This window comes from Ruegeria sp. C12 (assembly GCF_056537745.1).
Map to the genome: position 1 here is coordinate 86,416 of NZ_JBQFSA010000004.1, position 16,106 is coordinate 102,521.

At 60.1% G+C, this 16,106-nt stretch carries 17 protein-coding genes and 1 tRNA gene; 11 read left to right on the forward strand and 7 right to left on the reverse strand.

The window, feature by feature from the left end; all coding sequences use genetic code 11:
• Positions 1-145: 145 nt before the first annotated feature.
• From ACR0C9_RS09600 to ACR0C9_RS09615, 4 genes are all read right to left on the reverse strand, one after another.
• Positions 146-222 (reverse strand) — tRNA-Arg (locus ACR0C9_RS09600).
• Between the two features lie 64 nt (positions 223-286).
• Positions 287-1,669, reverse strand: a complete 1,383-nt coding sequence (locus ACR0C9_RS09605) for an ATP-binding protein (RefSeq protein ID WP_480780897.1) — start codon at positions 1,667-1,669, stop codon at positions 287-289.
• Positions 1,670-1,688: 19 nt separating this feature from the next.
• Positions 1,689-3,107 carry an FAD-dependent oxidoreductase gene (locus ACR0C9_RS09610; protein ID WP_170524910.1) on the reverse strand — a complete coding sequence of 473 codons (1,419 nt, stop codon included), beginning with the start codon at positions 3,105-3,107 and terminating at the stop codon, positions 1,689-1,691.
• A gap of 3 nt (positions 3,108-3,110) precedes the next feature.
• On the reverse strand, positions 3,111-3,842 hold the full coding sequence (locus tag ACR0C9_RS09615; protein ID WP_170456167.1) for a TVP38/TMEM64 family protein: 732 nt from the start codon (positions 3,840-3,842) through the stop codon (positions 3,111-3,113).
• A 296-nt stretch (positions 3,843-4,138) separates the two neighbouring features.
• Between ACR0C9_RS09615 and rpmH the strand changes: the two genes are divergently transcribed.
• The 3 genes from rpmH to yidD are packed head-to-tail and all read left to right on the forward strand — an operon-like array spanning position 4,139 to position 4,963.
• The gene (gene rpmH, locus ACR0C9_RS09620; protein ID WP_005980833.1) at positions 4,139-4,273 is read left to right on the forward strand and encodes a 50S ribosomal protein L34; all 135 of its coding nucleotides are present in this window, start codon (positions 4,139-4,141) and stop codon (positions 4,271-4,273) included.
• A 25-nt stretch (positions 4,274-4,298) separates the two neighbouring features.
• A complete protein-coding gene (gene rnpA / locus ACR0C9_RS09625) occupies positions 4,299-4,724 on the forward strand; it encodes a ribonuclease P protein component (protein ID WP_170624821.1) in 426 nt (141 codons plus the stop codon).
• Entirely contained in the window at positions 4,721-4,963 is a 243-nt protein-coding gene (gene yidD / locus ACR0C9_RS09630; protein WP_480708722.1) for a membrane protein insertion efficiency factor YidD, read from the forward strand. Before rnpA ends, yidD begins: the two co-directional genes overlap by 4 nt.
• On the opposite strand, the gene ACR0C9_RS09635 is transcribed toward yidD, so the two are convergent.
• Positions 4,960-5,895 carry an alpha/beta hydrolase gene (locus ACR0C9_RS09635; protein ID WP_170456086.1) on the reverse strand — a complete coding sequence of 312 codons (936 nt, stop codon included), beginning with the start codon at positions 5,893-5,895 and terminating at the stop codon, positions 4,960-4,962. The two genes, yidD and ACR0C9_RS09635, sit on opposite strands and share 4 nt — an antisense overlap.
• A 110-nt stretch (positions 5,896-6,005) precedes the next feature.
• Between ACR0C9_RS09635 and ttcA the strand changes: the two genes are divergently transcribed.
• The 8 genes from ttcA (at position 6,006) to ACR0C9_RS09675 (ending at position 13,956) form a co-directional block, all read left to right on the forward strand.
• A complete protein-coding gene (gene ttcA, locus ACR0C9_RS09640; RefSeq protein WP_480780898.1) occupies positions 6,006-6,899 on the forward strand; it encodes a tRNA 2-thiocytidine(32) synthetase TtcA in 894 nt (297 codons plus the stop codon).
• Positions 6,900-6,963: 64 nt separating this feature from the next.
• Positions 6,964-8,496, forward strand: a complete 1,533-nt coding sequence (locus ACR0C9_RS09645) for a bifunctional diguanylate cyclase/phosphodiesterase (protein WP_170624822.1) — start codon at positions 6,964-6,966, stop codon at positions 8,494-8,496.
• 123 nt (positions 8,497-8,619) lie between these two features.
• Complete coding sequence (yidC, locus tag ACR0C9_RS09650; protein WP_480780899.1) at positions 8,620-10,449, forward strand: membrane protein insertase YidC; 1,830 nt, start codon at positions 8,620-8,622, stop codon at positions 10,447-10,449.
• Entirely contained in the window at positions 10,446-11,183 is a 738-nt protein-coding gene (locus ACR0C9_RS09655) for an MOSC domain-containing protein (RefSeq protein WP_170456093.1), read from the forward strand. Before yidC ends, ACR0C9_RS09655 begins: the two co-directional genes overlap by 4 nt.
• Complete coding sequence (gene yihA, locus ACR0C9_RS09660) at positions 11,180-11,833, forward strand: ribosome biogenesis GTP-binding protein YihA/YsxC (protein WP_170456095.1); 654 nt, start codon at positions 11,180-11,182, stop codon at positions 11,831-11,833. Before ACR0C9_RS09655 ends, yihA begins: the two co-directional genes overlap by 4 nt.
• A gap of 59 nt (positions 11,834-11,892) precedes the next feature.
• Positions 11,893-12,756, forward strand: a complete 864-nt coding sequence (argB, locus tag ACR0C9_RS09665) for an acetylglutamate kinase (RefSeq protein WP_170456097.1) — start codon at positions 11,893-11,895, stop codon at positions 12,754-12,756.
• Positions 12,757-12,775: 19 nt separating this feature from the next.
• Positions 12,776-13,462: a ferredoxin gene (locus ACR0C9_RS09670; protein WP_480780900.1), complete on the forward strand. Its 687-nt coding sequence runs from the start codon at positions 12,776-12,778 to the stop codon at positions 13,460-13,462.
• A complete protein-coding gene (locus ACR0C9_RS09675) occupies positions 13,459-13,956 on the forward strand; it encodes a SixA phosphatase family protein (protein WP_480583085.1) in 498 nt (165 codons plus the stop codon). Before ACR0C9_RS09670 ends, ACR0C9_RS09675 begins: the two co-directional genes overlap by 4 nt.
• A gap of 45 nt (positions 13,957-14,001) precedes the next feature.
• Here the strand turns inward: ACR0C9_RS09675 and ACR0C9_RS09680 are convergent, their stop codons facing one another.
• Positions 14,002-14,793 carry an amino acid ABC transporter ATP-binding protein gene (locus ACR0C9_RS09680; RefSeq protein ID WP_480583087.1) on the reverse strand — a complete coding sequence of 264 codons (792 nt, stop codon included), beginning with the start codon at positions 14,791-14,793 and terminating at the stop codon, positions 14,002-14,004.
• A 12-nt stretch (positions 14,794-14,805) separates the two neighbouring features.
• Positions 14,806-16,104 carry an amino acid ABC transporter permease gene (locus ACR0C9_RS09685; protein WP_480780901.1) on the reverse strand — a complete coding sequence of 433 codons (1,299 nt, stop codon included), beginning with the start codon at positions 16,102-16,104 and terminating at the stop codon, positions 14,806-14,808.
• Between the last annotated feature and the right edge of the window lie 2 nt (positions 16,105-16,106).

Consider the following 16,106-nt stretch of genomic DNA (forward strand, 5'->3'; position numbering starts at 1 on the left):
CTGGTCTGCAAATCAGCCCTGATTTTCCCAAAAGGAAGTCAGGATCAATGAAATCGGTTTAGGTGCTGGGTGAAGGAAGTGAGGCGAAAATGGCAAGGTTCTGTCGCTGGTGGCAGAACTATGTGTCGCCTGACAAAGCACCAAATGGCGGACCGAGGAGGATTCGAACCCCCGACCCCTTGATTCGTAGTCAAGTACTCTATCCAGCTGAGCTATCGGTCCGCGTTGGTGAGGCGGTATTTAGACCCGGGGCGGTGGACGTGCAAGTCGATTCTTCAAAAAACTTTCAAAAAGTCACGTCGCCGCGGGGAAGCCTTATTTCAAAGGTTGTTCCGCTTGCGCTGGTGTCTTTCAGAAGCAGATCTCCGCCATGGCCGCGCACCAGTTCCTGTGAAATCGCAAGGCCCAGACCCGAGCCTCCTTTGCGGACGCCGCCCTGAAATGGTGTGAACAGATTCTCGCGCGCCTTTGGCGGCAGACCGGGGCCCGTGTCGCTGACTTCGATGCACCAGCTGGTCTCGAACTCGCATCCGGCGATGGTCACGCGGCCGGGTTTGCCTGATGCGACCAGGGCCTGTCTGGCATTGCGCACAAGGTTCATGATGACGCGGAACAACTGCTCGGGGTCGGCGCGTACGACCAGGTCCTCGGGGACTTCGTTGACGATTTCGACGTGGGCATCCGCAACGGCCAGTTGTTCGCTGGCCGCCACATCCGCTGCCACGTCCCGAACCCGGACCATTGTCAGGGTCGGCGCGGGCTCTTCAGCGCGGCCGAAGGCCAGGGTGCTTTCGCACAGTGAGACGGCCCGCGTGATCGAGTTGACCAGTTTCGGCGCCAGACGACCAACCAGCGGGTCATCGCTGGATTCGATCCTGTCAGTGAACAACTGCGCCGAGGTCAGGATGTTACGCAGATCATGGCTGACCTTGGCGACGGCTCCGCCAAGCTGTGCCAGACGCTCGCGCTGTTTCAGGGCCTGGGTCAGATCGGTCTGCAAGGTTTTCAGTGCCTCTTCCGCCTCGCGCAGTTCCGTGACTTTGGAGGCGGGTGCAATGATACCCCGCGCGTCCTCAGGCGCGCTGGCGTAGCGCTGCATGTAGCCGACAACGCTTTTGATCGGACGGACAAGGACGACGCGAACCGCCAGAAACAAAAGCGACGCCGTGATGATCGAGATTACAAAGGACAGACCGAGAATCCGAAGGCCGTAATCCACCATCGCCATGCGCAAAGGCGCGCTGTCGATGGTCACCTCGATCAACAGCCCGGCCCCTTTGACCGGCTCTCCGATCACGCGAACAACTTCGTTTTCGACCGTGAAGATACGGTTCACCGCGTCGCGGATCAGAATCCAGGGGCCCGCATCGCGCAGATCATAGGTGTTGGTGATCTGCTCGGGGATTGGCGAGGACAGCATCAGCTGCCGGACCTCGTCACGCCGCAAAACCACGTTATAGACACCGGCATTGGCCAGCAGTTCGGCCTCAAGCTCATCGGCCAGCATGTCGTCGGCCAGCAACGCGAGCGAGGCGATCTGCGCACGCTCAAGCCTGTTCAGCAGAAAGTCTTCGCGAAAGCGCGCAATCGAGGGGACAAAGATCAGGATTTCGGCCAACATCACGAAGACCGTCGTCAGGATCAGGAAACGGCCCGAAAGCGAGTTCAATTGGCGCTCCTTCTTTAGGTCAGGGGATCCAGCGCTGGACGAACCTGACCACTCGTTTAACTGTCTGATTCTCAAACAGCCTCGGCGAGAAATAAGCACCCGCCACACGTTTGTTAAGCTCTCCTATCGTCGGATAGGGGGAAACCATCGCGGCGATCTGACCCATCTTAAGGTTATTGGCAAGCGCAAGAGACCACAAGTTGATCAGTTCCCCGGCTTGATGCCCCACGATCGTTGCACCGACAGGTCGGCCTTTTACGACCATAACCTTGATAAACCCTTTCGTCTTGCGCTCGGAAATGGCGCGGTCGTTGTGGTGGTAGTCGAACCGGGCGATTTCCATCTTGTCCCCATGCTGTTCGCGCGCCTGCGCTTCGGTCAGACCAACCTGGGCCAGTTCCGGGTCGGTATAGGTTGCCCACGGAATATGCGCGGTCTTGGCCTTGGATGGCAGGCCAAACAGCGCGGATCGGATGATGATACCGGCATGATACCCGGCGACATGGGTGAATTGCAGCCCGCCAGCGACGTCGCCGATGGCATAGACCTTGCGGTTGCTGGTGCGCAGAGCGTCATCGACCTTGATACCCGTCCGGGTGCGGTCGATCCCCGCCGCCTCAAGGTTCAGGCGTTCGACGTTGGCCTTGCGTCCGGCGGCCATCAGAAGGTGGGTACCGGCAAAGACCTCTCCGGTTTCTGTGACAACCTCGACCGCGCCGTCTGCGCCCCTGATCTCGGCGACCATCGCCTGTTCGCGGATATCGACGCCTTCCGCTTTCAGGGTATCCAGCACGATTGCGGCGGCCTCGGGGTCATCCTTGCCCAGCGCCTTCAGGCCCTCGATCACCGTCACTTTGCAGCCCAGCCGGATATGCGCCTGCGCCATTTCCATACCGATGGGGCCGCCGCCGATGATCAGCAGGTGATCGGGCTTTTCGCGCAGGTCAAAGATGGTTTCGTTGGTATAGAACGGTACCGTCTCCAGACCCGGTATCGGAGGCACAAGCGGCGATGAGCCCGTTGCGATCACCACGCGGCGGGCGGTGATCACATTGTCCCCCGCCTGCACCTGCGTTGGCGACAGGAAGGTCCCAAACTCGCGAATGACCTTCACGCCGAAACCTTCGAACCGGTCCTGACTGTCCATCGGTTCGATCTGTGCGATTACGTCGTGCACGTGGTCCTTGGCGGCCCCATAGTCCACCTGTGGGACGACATCCGACACCCCAAAAGGTGATGCGTGGGCTTGCGCATAGGCGGCCTTGCCACTGGCAATCAGCGCTTTGGATGGGACGCAGCCGAAATTCAGGCAATCGCCACCCATCTTGTGACCTTCCAGCAGAATCACATCGGCCCCCATCTGGGCAGCCCCGGCAGCCACGGACAGGCCACCTGACCCGGCACCGATCACCAGGATATCGGTCTTCAGTTCTGTCATGAGTCAGGCGTCCTTTTTGCCACGCAGGGCTTTGATTACAATCGGCAGAGCAGCCAGCACACACAGACCAATGATAGGCCCGATCACAAATGGCTCCCACAACAGGGACACGTCTGGGGTTTCACCCCGGTCGAACACCCCGCCCAGCCCGACGCCGATCCAAGTGTAGACAATGCCGCCCGGAATGATGCCCAGCGCGGTTGTGATCAGGAAGTTGCGGAACTTCACGCCGACCAGCGCGGGCACCAGATTGGCGACAAAGAAGGGAACGACCGGAACCAGCCGCAACAGGAACAGGACCGAGATCTCATTCTCACGCAGCCCGTCTTTCAGCTTTTTGACCGTACCTTCCGAGGATTCCAGCCGCGCCGTCAGCGACTCGCCCAATCCCCAACGCGCAGCCAGGAAGATGGCAGATGCGCCAACGGTCGCGGCAAAAACGTTGAATAACGTGCCCGCGAACAGACCGAACAGGAACCCGCCGGTCATGGATGCCACAGCAGCGCCGGGCAGCGAGAATGCAACGATCACGATGTAGATCGCCACAAAAGCGGCCGCCATTGCCCAGTAATTTGCATCGCGCCAGGCCAGCAACGCCTCGCGATTGTCGCGCAGGGTCTCGAAGCTCAGGTAATCGCCAAGCGTAAAAAACCCGACCGCAGCAGCGGCAAGGATAACAAGCAAGGGGATATGACGCGCAATTCCGCTGCGCGGCGCCTGGGTCGTTTCGCTCATCTGGCCATCCGGCTTTGTCTGTTTAATTCCTGACCCAACATGCGCTGCCCGACGGCCAAGCAACAGGGCCCTCACGCGGCCTTGAACTATGTGGCAGGGAATGTGAGGGTTTCGGGCGCAAAACCCGGAATTTGAAACCTTTTCCGGGGCCGGGATACAGAATTGTTGCAAAAGGCGTCAAAACCCCGGTCTTGGGGTTTGACTTACCCCCCGCTTAGCAGTAGAGGACGGGCTTCGAACACTAGGGCCAGGCGAATCCGCGCCGCACCCGACCGCTATAGATTGGAGACGGAGCGATGAAACGCACCTATCAGCCTTCGAACCTGGTTCGCAAACGCCGCCACGGTTTCCGCGCGCGCATGGCCACCAAGGCCGGCCGCAAGATCCTGAACGCACGCCGCGCACGCGGTCGCAAATCGCTGAGCGCATAAGCCGCTCACCGATCAGGTTATGAACATGACGCCGCCGGAGGCCCCTGAGGATGGTAGAAACCACCCCCGGGAAACGCCCCCGGCGGCGTCCGTTTGCGCGCCTGTATCCCTGACGGTTCTCAAAACCCGATCGGATTTCCTGAAAGCGGCACGTGCGCGCCGACAGGGCACGTCGTCGATGATGGTGCAGGCCCGCAAGCGCGCACCTGACGAAGCCCCGGGGCTGCGCGTTGGGTTCACCTGTTCCAAGAAAGTGGGCAACGCTGTTGCACGCAACCGCGCCAAACGGCGCTTGCGCGAGGCTGCAAGGGCCGTTTTGCCACAACATGGACAGGACGGGTGGGATTACGTTCTCATCGGCCGCGCCAATGTCACGGCAGATCGCCCATTCGCGGCGTTGCTGGATGATCTGCGATACGCGCTGCGCAAAATACATGCGCCGCGCAAGTGACCTTTCTCTCCCATATCATCGCGCTGCCAATCCGGGCATACCGGCTGATCTTCAGCCCATGGGTCGGATTCAACTGCCGCTATCAACCGACCTGCTCGGCCTATGCGCTGGAAGCGCTTGAAAAGCATGGCCCGATCAAAGGCGCATTGCTCGCCGCGCGTCGCATTGGCCGGTGCCACCCCTGGGGCGGCGATGGCTATGACCCGGTGCCCGAAAAGACCACCAAACCGCCCGACTAGAACAGCGCCAGATTGCCCCGGTCAGTGAACTTTCGGGTCGGAATGACTTCGCGGTCCAGTTTGCCCGTCAATGTGTGGTGCAGGTCTTCATAGAACCGCGACGAATCGAAGTACCAGCTATGGGTGGCCGATGGGCCGTCCGGATAGTCATCGCGATTGTCTTTGAAATACGCGCCGCAATACAGGTTCACGGCCTTTTCCGGATGATCGTCCGGCATGCCGACACGCCCCAGCCTGCGCGACACGCCGACCCGTTTGACCTCGGACACCGACAGCACCTCATCAAAGGGGCTGTAATAACATGTCAGCCGTGTGCAGTGGCGCATCAGGGACGAGGTTTTGGAACTGCCATCCCGGAACGACTTTGCCGACACATCCGCCGCGACAAAGGCAATCTGGCTGGTCATCCAGCTGTGTTGCGCGATTTCGTGGTCATCATCGGCAAAATCCATCGCCTCGCGCACCAGAAACGTGCCCATGGAATGGGCCAACACATGAATGTTGTATCGGCAATCCGCCGTCTGCATGCGCGACAGACGTCTGATCCCATGGGTAAACAGCTTGTCTGCCGAGCGCCGCGCGTCGGCCCGGTCTGAACTGTAACCCAGCACCGACCCGTCGCTGGGCCAGTCAAAGCTGACAAGCGCGCCTTTGAAGCCATGCGCCTCCAGCCCCTTGCGGATTTTCCGGTGCCGCTCCAGCATCTCGAACTGCTCGGTGTTGAAGCCGTGCACAAAGATGACGATGTTGCCCTTTTCATCATCCGTGGCACCGGCCTCGTCCTGAACTTTTCCGACCCACTGCGACACCGGAACTTCGTGTTTTCGGGCCGGTGTCTTTACGTTCGACGGAATCGCCAAATACCGCGCCGTGCCCAGTTTGTTCGAATAGTGATCTCCGCTGCGCCCGCGGACCGAGAAAAAATAGTCCATTACTAGCTCCAACTCCAAATCCCGCGAAGATAGCATAATCGGGGTGGTTTCCCAAACCGGCGAACGCGCAACACCTTGCCCGGACCAACGGTCCGCTGTAACCACGGCCCATGTTTGATGATGCAGACGATATCCACCCGCTCTTCGCCGGCGTGCCCTCGACCACCGAGTTCAAGAAGCTGCGCAAGCGCATCGTGCGCCAGACGCGCGAAGCGATCGAGCAGTATGGCATGGTGGACCCGACCGCCCATGACAAGAACGGCAAGCCGCCCCGCTGGCTGGTCTGCCTGTCTGGCGGCAAGGACAGCTATACCCTGCTGGCGGTTCTGTATGAGCTGAAATGGCGCGGCCTGCTGCCCGTGGATCTGCTGGCCTGCAATCTGGATCAGGGCCAGCCCGGCTTTCCCGCCACCGTCCTGCCCGAGTTTCTGGAGCGTATGGGCGTGCCCCATCGGATCGAGTATCAGGACACCTATTCCGTCGTCATGGACAAGGTCCCGCAGGGCCGCACCTATTGCGCGCTATGCTCGCGCCTGCGCCGCGGCAACCTGTACCGCATTGCCCGCGAAGAGGGATGCTCGGCCGTGGTGCTGGGCCATCATCGCGACGATATTCTTGAGACCTTCTTCATGAACCTGTTCCACGGTGGGCGTTTGGCCACCATGCCGCCGAAACTGGTGAATGAAGAAGGTGACCTGTTCGTCTATCGTCCCCTCGCCCATGTGGCCGAGGCGGATTGCGAGAAATTCGCCAACGCCATGCGTTACCCGATCATCCCCTGCGATCTGTGCGGCAGTCAGGACGGGTTGCAACGCCAGCAGGTCAAACAGATTCTCGACCAATGGGAAAAGAACAGCCCCGGTCGTCGTCAGGTGATGTTTCGCGCCCTGACCAATGCCCGCCCCTCGCATCTTTTGGACCCGAAACTGTTCGATTTCGCCAATCTTGCGTTGAAACCGGACGAAAAAGCCGAAAATTCGGATGAAATTCCTCGGTTGCGTTAACGACTGACTCAGACTGATTTCCTACGGTTGGCCCGTGCGATCACTGCCAGGGGCCAAAAGACCGATGCGGAACCGACCTTCACTTGACCGTCTGGCGCGTAGCCTGACGTCCCTTCTGAACAGCTCTTCCGCTTTGGCATTTGTCCCCGCTCTCAGCCTTGGTGCGTTCTGGATCGGGGGTGAGCGTGCTTTGGTTGCAACAGCACTTGGCCTTCCGCTGCTGATCGCTGGGGCCAGCACGCTTGAGGCGAAAGCCGGGCGCGGGCAACACTCGGGCGGTCTGCTGGCCAATGATCGGTTCGACATTGAACTGAGCGGGATATTTGATCGTTCAAAACAAAGCGGCGATGTGTCGGCCTGCCTTGCCATCGCGCTGGATGACCACACGCAGATCCTTGATCTGCACGGGCAGGCAGCGGCCAACCATATCATGGAACAGGTCTGCGCGCGCGTCCTGTCGATGATCCGTGGCCAGGATATTGCAACACGTCTGGGCGAAAACAAGATCCTGATCGCCCTGCGCCCGTCGCAACATTTGGACCTTGAGGCCTGTATCCAGATGTCAGGGCGCATTCAATCCGCCGTCGAAGACCCTGTCATGCCGAATGGCACAGGTATCTATGCGTCCTGTTCTATCGGCTTCTGCCTGAGTTCGCGAGAGGCGGACGGTGCAGCCGAAAACTGGAAAGAGGCCGCGATCAGTGCCTTGATCGAGGCACAGCAAAACGGCCCCTCAACGATTCGCGCCTTTTCCTCGGATACCCGCCGCCGGTCGCGCATTCGCACCAACCTGCGGAAAGAGTTCGACGCAGCCCTGAATGGCGGCGAAATTCGACCGTGGTTCCAGCCGCAGGTTTCGACCGATACAGGCCGCGTCACGGGGTTTGAGGCTTTGGCCCGGTGGGAACATCCCCAAAAAGGCGTGCTGGGGCCGCATGTGTTCCTGCCCTTTGCCGAACAGGCCGAATTGATGGAACGCTTTGGTCAGGCCATCCGCCACCACGCCTTTCAGGCCATGCGCGATTGGGATCAGGCCGGGGTCATCGTGCCCCGGATCGGCATCAACTTCTCATCTGACGAGTTGCGCGACGCCGGTTTGATTGACCGCCTCAAATGGGAACTGGACCAATTTGACCTGACACCGGACCGTCTTGCTGTCGAGGTTCTGGAAACCGTGTTTTCCCGCCGACCGGACGATGTGATCACCCGCAATGTCACAGGCCTTGCGGCGCTGGGATGTTGCATTGATCTGGATGATTTCGGCACCGGCCACGCCTCGATCGCGTCGATCAAGCGGTTCCACGTGTCCCGGATCAAGATCGATCGATCCTTTGTCGCGAAATCTGATCAGGACCCAAGCCAGCAGCAACTGGCCAGCGCGATCCTGACCATGGCCGAACGGCTGAAAGTGGAAACTCTGGCCGAGGGCGTCGAAACACCGGGTGAACATGCCCTGATGGCACAACTGGGCTGCGATCACGTTCAAGGGTTCGGGATCGGAAAGCCCATGCCGTTTGAAAAAACGCTGGACTGGATTGCCGCACATGGCAACAAGGTCAACGGTGTTCCGAAGATTGGGCGTCAAACAGGGTCATAAGGCGGACTTTAGGCCGATCAGACCCCTGCCGTGACGAAATAACAACCGATTCCGCTTGACCTTTGGGCCTGCACTCTGTTGAACCCTGCGGGTGTCTTTCACTGCTCAAGGTGGCTGTCCCAGATGGACGATCAGAACAAGAATCTCATCCTCGCAACCGCGCTCAGCTTTCTCGTGATCCTGGTCTGGTTCGTGCTGTTCCCCCCGCCGGAACCCACACCTGCCACCGATCAGACCGAGATCGCCGCCACCCAAGAGTCCGAGATTCAGACACCCAGCGCGACTGCGACCGGTGCTGTGGGCGAGGCGACCGCCGCCACCGAAGAGACACTGCCCGAAGAACAGGCCCCGCGGGTCGCGATTGACACCCCGCGCCTGAAAGGCAGCCTGTCGCTGTCGGGCGGGCGCATCGATGAGCTGTTCCTGAAAGACTACAAGGTTTCCATCGAAGACGGCGCGCCCATTGTCGAGTTGCTGGCCCCGGTGGGATCAGACTCGGCCTATTACGCGCTTTATGGCTGGGCTCCGGGCTCGGGCGTGAGCGGCACGGATGTCCCCGGCCCCAACACCCTCTGGACGCTTGAGCAGGGCGAGACATTGGGCGTGGACACTCCGATCACGCTGGCCTGGGACAATGGCAACGGCCTGACCTTCCGCCGCACCGTCTCGGTCGACGAAAACTACATGTTCTCGGTGACCCAATCGGTTGAAAACACCACCGCAGCCGAGATCAGCATGGCCCCCTATGGCATTCTGGCGCGGCACGGCATTGGCGAAGATGGCGACCTTCCCGGCCTCAAGAACTTCTTCATCCTGCACGAAGGCGTCATGGTCATGGCCGACGGCGTTCTGGATGAAATCGACTATGGCGATGTGCGGGACTTCGACATCGACCCCAACGAGCGCGCGCAGGCCGAGGTGTTTCAGGTCAAGGAAGGCGGTTGGGTCGGATTTACCGATCACTATTGGATGACCACGCTGATCCCGGCAGAAGGCGCAACGTTCAAGGCAGCCGCCAAATACGACGCCCGCCGCAAGATCTACCAAACCGAAACCGTGCTACCCACCCTGACCGTCGCGCCTGGCGCGACCGAGCAGGTGACGACGCAGCTGTTTGCCGGTGCCAAGGAATGGGACACCATTCGCGAATATCAGGCGGAAGGCGTGCAGAAGTTCATCGACAGCATCGATTGGGGCTGGTTCTACTTCCTGACCAAGCCGATCTTCTGGCTGCTGCACAACATCAATGTGCTGATCGGCAATATGGGTTGGTCGATCATCGGTCTGACCCTGATCATCAAGGCGATCCTGTTCCCGCTTGCGTTCAAATCCTACGTCTCGATGGCGAAGATGAAGGAATTGCAGCCGCAGATGGAGGCCCTGAAAGAGGCCGCTGGCGACGACCGTCAGAAGATGCAGCAGGGCATGATGGAACTGTACAAAAAGGAAAAGGTAAACCCGGCTGCGGGCTGTCTGCCGATCCTGATGCAGATCCCGATCTTCTTCTCGCTGTATAAAGTGATCTTTGTCACCATCGAACTGCGTCAGGCCCCATGGTTCGGCCCGTTCCAGGACCTGAGCGCACCGGACCCGACCTCGATCTTCAACTTCTTCGGCTTGCTGCCCTGGGCGGGACCTGCACCCGAAAGTTTCATGGCGCTGATCTTCATCGGTATCCTGCCGCTGCTGTTGGGTATCTCGATGTGGCTGCAGCAAAAGCTGAACCCGGCCCCAACCGATCCGACGCAGGCGATGATCTTCGCGTGGATGCCATGGGTCTTTATGTTCATGCTGGGCGGGTTTGCCAGCGGGCTGGTGGTCTACTGGATTGCGAACAACACAATCACCTTCACCCAGCAATATCTGATCATGCGCAGTCAGGGCTACAAACCTGACGTGTTCGGCAACATCAAGTCCGGCTTCAAGCGGACGCCCAAGACGGACGGAAAATGAGCGGGACAGTCTCAGCCCTTTGGCGGCACCCGATCAAAAGCCATGGGCGTGAAGCCCTGGATCAGGTCACAGTAATCCCCGGGCAGACCATGCCCGGGGATCGCGTTTGGGCCGTCGCGCACGAGGCGGCGCAGACCGATGGCACCAAATGGGCGCCTTGCGTCAATTTCAGCCGTGGTTCAAAGGCACCCAAGCTGATGGCGATCTCGGCCCGGATGGAAGGGGACCGCGTCACCTTGCATCACCCCGAACGCCCGGATCTGAGCTTCGCGCCCGATACGCAGCAGGATGTGTTTCTGGACTGGGTCAAGCCGCTGATGCCTGCGGATCGCGCAGCTTCGGCCCGGATTGTCCGGGTACCGGGGCGCGGCATGACCGACAGCGACTACCCCTCGATCAGCCTGTGCAATATGGCCTCGCATCGCGCGGTCGAACAGAAACTGGGCCGCGAACTGTCGCCCAAGCGCTGGCGCGGCAATATCTGGTTCGAGGGCCTGCCCCTGTGGGAAGAATTCGACTGGCTGGGTCGCGACGTGCAGATCGGTCAGGCCGTATTCCACATTCGCGAACGCATCACCCGCTGTCTGGCGACAACAGCCAATCCCGAAACGGGTGAGCGGGACGCAGATACCCTGGGCGCGCTCAACAGTTGGGATCATCAGGATTTCGGCGTCTATGCCGAGGTCATTCAGGGCGGCGAGATCCGCCTTGACGATAAGGTTAACCTGCTATGACATCGCTGCCCTTCCCGCTTGCCGAAGACCCGGACGAGTTCGCGCAAGAGCGTGGGCGCAAGCTGTTCGCCGGGCCTTCGGAATTCGTCAAAGGGGTTGTGGCCATGAACGGTCTGCCCGCCCCCGACCGGCTTGAGGTCTGTTTTGCCGGGCGCTCTAACGTGGGCAAGTCCAGCCTGATCAACGCGTTGACCGGCACCAAGGGTCTGGCGCGCGCGTCGAACACGCCGGGCCGCACGCAGGAAATCAACTTTTTCACCCAAGGCCCGGAACTGTATCTGGTGGACCTGCCCGGCTATGGCTACGCCAACGCGCCGGTCAAGGTGGTGGAGAAATGGCAACGGCTGCTCAAGCAATATCTAAGCGGCCGACAGACCCTGCGCCGCGCCTTTGTGCTGATCGATTCGCGCCATGGGGTGAAGCCCGTCGACGCCGAGATCATGAAGCTGCTGGACACCAGCGCCGTGACCTTTCAATGCGTCATGACCAAGGCCGACAAGGTCAAAGCGAATGATCGCCAGAAGGTTCTGGATCAAGTGCGCGCTGCGCTGTCCAAACACCCTGCGGCCTTCCCTGAAATCGTGCTGACTTCGTCCGAGAAAGGCGACGGAATTCCCACCCTGCGCTCGATCATTGCGCATCTGGAATAGCTTGGCCCTTGGCAGCGCCGTGCAAACCTCCTAACACGGAACGCCAGAGGGACTTAGCCATGAAGACACGTGACATGAACCGGGATTGGATCGCCACCGCCGCCACCTTGAACAGTGCCCTGCCCTATCTGCAGCGCTATGACGGGGCCATCGTCGTCATCAAGCTGGGCGGTCACGCCATGGGCAGTGACGAAGCGATGGAAAGCTTTGCCCGCGACGTGGTTCTGATGCGGCAGGTGGGTGTGAACCCGGTGATCGTGCATGGCGGCGGACCGATGATCAACGCGATGTTGGGTCAGTTGGACATCCAGTCCGAATTCGTGAACGGCAAGCGCGTCACTGACAAACCCACTGTTGAGGTGGTCGAGATGGTGCTGTCCGGCCTTGTGAACAAACGCATCGTGCAGGCGATCAACGGTCAGGGTGGCAGTGCCGTGGGGCTCTCCGGAAAGGATGCCAACCTGATTGTCTGCGATCAGGCCGATCCGTCGCTTGGGTTTGTCGGATCGCCGTCCGAGATGAACCCGAAAATTCTGCACGATCTGTTCTCACATGATGTGATTCCGGTGATTGCACCTCTGGGTGCGGGCAAGAATGGCGAAACCTTTAACATCAACGGCGACACCGCAGCCGGGGCGATTGCATCGGCGTTGAAAGCGGATCGCCTGCTGCTGCTCACCGATGTATCCGGTGTGAAAAACGCAGGTGGTGAGGTTGTGACCGAGTTGAAAGCCGGTCAAATCCGCGAGATGACGATGGACGGCACCATTGCGGGCGGCATGATCCCCAAGACCGAAACGGCGCTGGACGCGCTGCACAGCGGCGTGCGGGCCGTGGTCATTCTGGACGGGCGCGCACCCAATGCGGTCCTGCTGGAGCTGTTCACCGAGCACGGCGCGGGTTCGCTGATCCGGCCCGACTGATCCAATCTGCGGAGGAGAGATGACCGGATATCCCCCACCCTCCTCTTACATGGCCGCAATCAGCTTTGGCTGGGTGGGGCGCGTTGCGCATCAAGCGGGTCTGATCGTCATGGGTGCGACCCATCCACGGGTCAGCGGCGCCAAAGGGCTGGACGGGGGGACTCTGGTCTTACTCGGGGCGGGTTCGGCTTTTTGGCCGGTTTTAAAAGCGTCTCCCGAATGGAAGGGTCCTGATCCGGTGGACCGTTGGTCCAGGCGTGTCATCGGCGGGATGGCACAGTCACTGGGCGCAGAGGCCCATTTCCCATTCGGCGGACCGCCTTACGCCCCATTCATCGACTGGGCGCTGAAATCCGGACGCACCTTCAGCAGCCCGGTTGGCGCATTGGTTCATGACACGGTCGGCATGATGATCTCGTACCGTGGCGCGCTGCATTTAGCGCAGGAATTCGACATCCCCGAGGTCAACGCCGCCTCGCCCTGCCTTGCCTGCCCAGCCCCCTGCACGACGGCCTGCCCGGTCGGGGCGCTGAATGCCGAAGCCTTTTACAGCGTCGATGCCTGCCATGACCATCTGAATTCGCCCGAGGGGCAAAGCTGCATGACCGGCGGATGCCTTGCCCGGCTGGCCTGCCCACTTAGCAGCGGCGCGGGCCGCGACCCGGAACAGTCCGCCCACCATATGAAAGCGTTCCACCCGTCATGACCCGCACTCTGATCCTGACCCGCCACGCAAAATCCAGTTGGGATTATCCAGCGCTTGACGATCACGACCGCCCACTGAACAAGCGCGGGCGCAAGTCGGCCCCGGCGATTGCCGGATGGCTGCGCGAAAACGGGTGGCTGCCGGATGAGGTCATCAGCTCCACCTCAGCCCGGACCCGCGAGACATGGGACAGGATGGGCCTGCAGGCCGCCACGGTCGGCTTTACCCGGACCCTTTATCATGCCGGGCCAGACGAGATGCTGGCCGCTCTGTCAGGCGCAACAGGGGAAACGGTGCTGATGCTGGGGCACAATCCGGGCATCGCGGGTTTCGCACAGCACATCGTGCGGCAAGGCCCAGATCACGCCAGATTCTACGATTACCCCACCTGTGCGACAGCGGTTATCCGGTTCGACATCACAAACTGGGCAGATGTAACATGGCGCAGCGGGGCGGTATTGGGATTCACCATTCCGCGTGAGTTGCTGGAATAAAAAAGGCGAGGCCAAAGCCCCGCCTTTTTTCGGATTTCAACCGGTTCAGTGCCCCAGAATCTGGCTGAGGAACAGCTTGGTCCGCTCGCTCTGCGGATTGTTGAAGAACTCTTCTGGTTCGTTCTGTTCCACGATCTGACCGGCATCCATAAAGATCACGCGGTTGGCGACCTGCCGGGCAAAGCCCATCTCATGCGTCACACACAGCATGGTCATGCCTTCCTCGGCCAGTTCGATCATGGTGTCGAGCACCTCTTTGATCATCTCGGGGTCCAGCGCCGAGGTCGGTTCATCGAACAACATGATCCGCGGCATCATGCACAGGCTTCGCGCAATCGCCACGCGCTGCTGCTGACCACCGGACAGCATACCGGGATACTTGTCGGCCTGTTCCGGGATCTTCACCTTTTCCAGGAAATGCATCGCACGCTCTTCGGCCTCTTTCTTGGGCGTCTTGCGCACCCAGATCGGGGCCAGCGTGCAGTTTTCCAGAATGGTCAGGTGTGGGAACAGGTTGAAGTGCTGGAACACCATGCCAACCTCGGACCGGATCTTGTCGATGTTTTTCAGGTCATTCGACAGCTCGATCCCGTCCACCACGATCTTGCCCTGCTGGTGTTCTTCCAGCGCGTTCAGGCAGCGGATCAGGGTGGACTTACCTGACCCCGACGGCCCCGCGATCACGATCCGCTCGCCCTGATTGACGGTCAGATTGATGTCGCGCAGCACGTGGAAGGATCCGTACCACTTGTTCATGTTGTTGATTTCGATGGCGACCTCGTCGCTCACCTGCATTTTCGAGCGGTCGATTTCGCGTTCTACTGCAAGTTCAGACATGTGTTGAACTCCTTAACGATGATCCGTGGCAAGGCGACGCTCGAGCCACTGGGAATATTGAGAGATGCCGTAACAGACGACGAAGAACAGAAGCGCGGCAAAGCCCAGAAGCTCCCAATAGACGCCGTTCCATTCGGTTGACGCCAGGATGGGACCCCGGATCATGCCCACCAGATCGAACATCGAAATGACCGAAACCAGTGTGGTGTCCTTGAACAGGCCCACGGCCACGTTCACGATCCCGGGGATCGAGATCTTCAGAGCCTGCGGCAGGATGATCAGCCGCATCGCCTGCGGGTAATCAAGGCCCAAACTGTCTGCTGCCTCATACTGTCCACGTGGAAGCGCGGCCAAACCGCCGCGGATCACCTCGGCGATATAGGCGGCCGAGAACATGGTGATCATGATCACAACGCGCAGGAACAGGTCGACCGTGCTGTCAGGCGGGAAGAAATAGGCCAGCATCACCGAAGCCACGAACAGCAGCGTGATCAGAGGCACGCCACGGATGAATTCGATGAAGATAACGCAAACCCACTTGATCAGCGGCATGTTGGACTGACGGCCCAGCGCCAGGGCAATGCCCAGCGGCACCGACAGCGACACACAGGTCACGCCCAGCATCATGTTCAGCATGAAGCCACCCAGGTCACGGCTGGGAACAGCCGAAAGCCAGGCATTTTCCGACGCACCTTCCGGGATCAGCGCCCCGCCGACATTCCATATGATCAGCGCAACGACAATCGCGCCGAAGAACCCGGCGGCAAAGCTGCTCTTGCCCAGTTTCTGGAACACGGCACCTGCTGCCACACAGCCCACCAGCGCGACCAGTGGCGCAAGGATCGTACCGCCCCAGATCAGCCAGAAGGCGATGAACGGGTACAGGCCGGTAAAGATCAGCAGCTTGCGCGGCAGATCGAAGAACAGCACCGGCGCAAACGCCACCAGCATCAGCACAAAGGCCAGATTCGGGCGCCAGTAAGCTTCAGCCGGGTATTTGAACCCATAGATCAGCTGCGGCCAGCGTTCCGTCAGAACCGCGAAACAGGCCCCTGTCTTGCCCGCCAGAATCTCGCGGCATTCCGCCAGCGAGTTTGCGTTCCAGACCCCGTTGAGCATCCATGGCAGGAAGTTCTTCAGCAACAGATAGATCAGGACCAGCGACAGCAGTGTCAGGATGGTGTTGGTGACGCCCGAAAACAGGTTCTCGCGCAGCCATTTGATGGCACCCGTCTGGTTTGCGGGCGGTGGCGAGGGCGGGATTGTCCCGTCAGCCACAAAGGCGATCGGATTTGTTGATTGATCGGCCATGG